Source organism: Paenibacillus tengchongensis (genome assembly GCF_008973665.1).
GTDB classification, from domain to species: Bacteria; Bacillota; Bacilli; order Paenibacillales; family Paenibacillaceae; genus Paenibacillus_AQ; species Paenibacillus_AQ tengchongensis.
The window spans coordinates 1-2,562 of sequence record NZ_WACP01000029.1 but is presented as its reverse complement, the minus strand read 5'-3'; the positions used below and the strand labels follow the sequence as shown (position 1 = coordinate 2,562).

Below are 2,562 nucleotides of genomic sequence, written 5' to 3'. Positions count from 1 at the left end.
TTTGGGCCTCATCAAGAACCAAGAGCAATAGCTTCGGGCGGTCTTTGGTATCAATTTTCCAGAAATCGATACCCTCCTCAAGGCGATTTTTCATAGTCTCTCGGAGGAATTCGACTTTTTCCAGAATCTTTTCTGGAGCGTCTTTTTTCCCGTCAAAAGCGACTACCTCGGAGCGAGTCATAAGCGCCATTATCAACTGATTTAGGAAAACTGACTTTCCGCTTCCGGGCTTACCAGCCAGAATGAGACCGGATTTTTCTCGAAGCGTGATGCGGGCTGGCTCTCCTGTTTGTGTGTCTACGCCGATGAGCATCTCACCCGTGGGCGCGGAAAAGCGGGCTCTGCCTGGAAGGTATCCAGGAGTTTTTACCGCATCCCTAGCGACTACGACCCCTTCACCGAAAGATATTTTAAGTGGGGTTTTTAGGAACTGGGCCAGCTCCGCTTCCAGTCCGGGTCGATGCCATTTTTCAGACTCTCCTGGAGCTATGACGATTTTCCCATCGCGAGATACACGATTGATGGTCAGCCCGAAGCGCTCGCTGATTTTCTCTCGACACGTATGCGTACGATATGCGGCTTTGGAGTGAAACCAGTATCGTTTCTGCAGCTCAGAGAAGAGAAGATAGCATCCAGCTATGGTCACTGCCAGCAGGATTATCCATGGCAGAGCCTTGAGGAGAGCCGCGTCTGCATCATCGGCGGCTGTGCGTAGTTGCTCCAGCTCGTCATTTCTATTAGAGGAGCTCATGCGCGGTCTCCTCCACGCGGTCTACGCCTGTACCCTGCAGGAAAATCGTGCCGTCGATAGCGCCGGCCATGAGCCCAGTAACGCGCACCTGGTCCCCTACAGAGACGTCCGGTCGCTCTGGAGCCCAGATGGTGATCGGCTGACGCTTCACTTCTCGCTCTACGGCTCCATCTGCGCCCTCTGTCTCACTCATGACGAGTGTGAACTGCATCTTCCAGGCTTTACAGCCAGGAAAGGAAGGGTTTGTCTTTGGCGTGCCATCCCGCTCCTCGGGGCCGTCTGGCACGGCGCGCACGCGGGCGCCCTCGAGGGGCTGGTAGACAGGGACGAGATAAGGTGGGACAATGCGATCGAGCATTGAACTGCTCCTTTCTGCTCCGTTTTCACGGGGCGTCGAGCCCCCTAGGCCCAGCCGGCAAGCGAGAGGCCTAGGGGGACTATTGTGCTTGCACTACTGAGCCTACGCACCATCTCACCCCACACGCAACACTCAGCCTTGACAAATGGGTTTTGTTCTACTAGGCGTACGTCAAGACGTACGTCAAGGCGTATTTTCCCAGCTCAGAGTAGCTTTTTAGATGTGTTCTGACCAGGATTTTCTCTGTAAGTTCACGCAAAATGGTCTTTAAAACCTGAGGCGTCAATATGCTTCCCCCAGAATGGGGGTAGAGTTAGAAAGGGGGCCTTAGACACCGCGCTTCTCGCTTTATCTCGCGATGACTAGAGAAGCTCCCTCCTGTGCAGCCACCACTTGCGAGATGTGCAGTTACTGTCCGATAACGGATGTTATGTTCGACTCTTCCATTTCCCCAGCATGCAGCCACACACCACGCTCTACATCCCCGAACGCCACATCGCACCACCTAGTGCACCCCCACAGTGCACCACATACAACAGCGTGGTGCGCCTAGTGCACCGCACTACACCACTACCATTGCACACATGGACGACCACCTCGACCAACTACTCACCATCGCCGAAGCAGCCAAACTCACCGGCGTCGCCAAATCCACCATCACCCGCGCCAGAACCCGCGGAGAATTCCCCCGAGCCCAGCAAAAACAAGACACCTGGTACATCCCCATCGGCGACCTCATCAACAGCGGACGACTCGACACCATCACACACAAAACCCCCGAAGAACCCACCAGTGCAACCAGTACACAAAACCACCAAAATCTAGTGCACGCACTAGAACTAGAAAAACAACGCGCACACTACGCCGAACAACAACTGCACCAGGCCCAACAACTCATCCAAGCCAAACAAGACACCATCGACGCCCTCAAAACCACCATCCACGCACTAGAAAACACCCCACACAAACAACTCACCACCACCCCACACCAAGAAAACACCCACCCCAAGCCCGAAACCGAGCCCAAGAACCCACCAATAGAAAGGCGCAGCCCCTTACAACGCCTCAGCCAATGGATCAAAAAATAAACTCTGCATTAAGGTGGATAACCTATAATTGCCCCCGAATCCCCTGCATAAAACTATGTCCCCCAAAATAATTTGGGGGACATAGTAGATGGTGTTCATCTCACTCATCTTAGAAGCATCACTGAGGCAACAGTACTAAGTCTAGGAGAGCGGAGAAGGAAGGAAACCAATACAAAAATGGTTAGTGGCCGTCGACTGGAGTCTTCTTCTCGAATAGAGGGCCGGAGAAAATAAAGGCAAGAATCACAAGCACAGTGCCAGCTACCGTTATTAGTAAAGGAATGACGGCGTTACCGGATTGTTGCCCAGCGTCTGCGTCACTGGCAGACATTCCCGCACTAAACAAAAAAGCTCCAGCAGAGAGC

Annotated in this window: 4 protein-coding genes; 1 reads left to right on the top strand and 3 read right to left on the bottom strand. The window is 53.4% G+C overall.

Annotation, left to right across the window (positions count from 1 at the left end; genetic code table 11):
* A partial coding sequence (locus tag F1381_RS27760) for an FtsK/SpoIIIE domain-containing protein (RefSeq protein WP_222850495.1) occupies window positions 1–751 on the bottom strand: 751 nt, incomplete at its 3' end.
* Entirely contained in the window at window positions 738–944 is a 207-nt protein-coding gene (locus F1381_RS27755; RefSeq protein ID WP_151738055.1) for a hypothetical protein, read from the bottom strand. The genes F1381_RS27760 and F1381_RS27755, both read right to left, overlap by 14 nt.
* Before the next feature lie 749 nt (window positions 945–1,693).
* Here F1381_RS27755 and F1381_RS27750 point away from each other — a divergent pair.
* Window positions 1,694–2,197: a helix-turn-helix transcriptional regulator gene (locus F1381_RS27750; RefSeq protein ID WP_151738054.1), complete on the top strand. Its 504-nt coding sequence runs from the start codon at window positions 1,694–1,696 to the stop codon at window positions 2,195–2,197.
* A gap of 181 nt (window positions 2,198–2,378) precedes the next feature.
* On the opposite strand, the gene F1381_RS28655 is transcribed toward F1381_RS27750, so the two are convergent.
* The coding region (locus F1381_RS28655) for a hypothetical protein (RefSeq protein ID WP_222850494.1) at window positions 2,379–2,562 on the bottom strand (184 nt) is incomplete at its 5' end.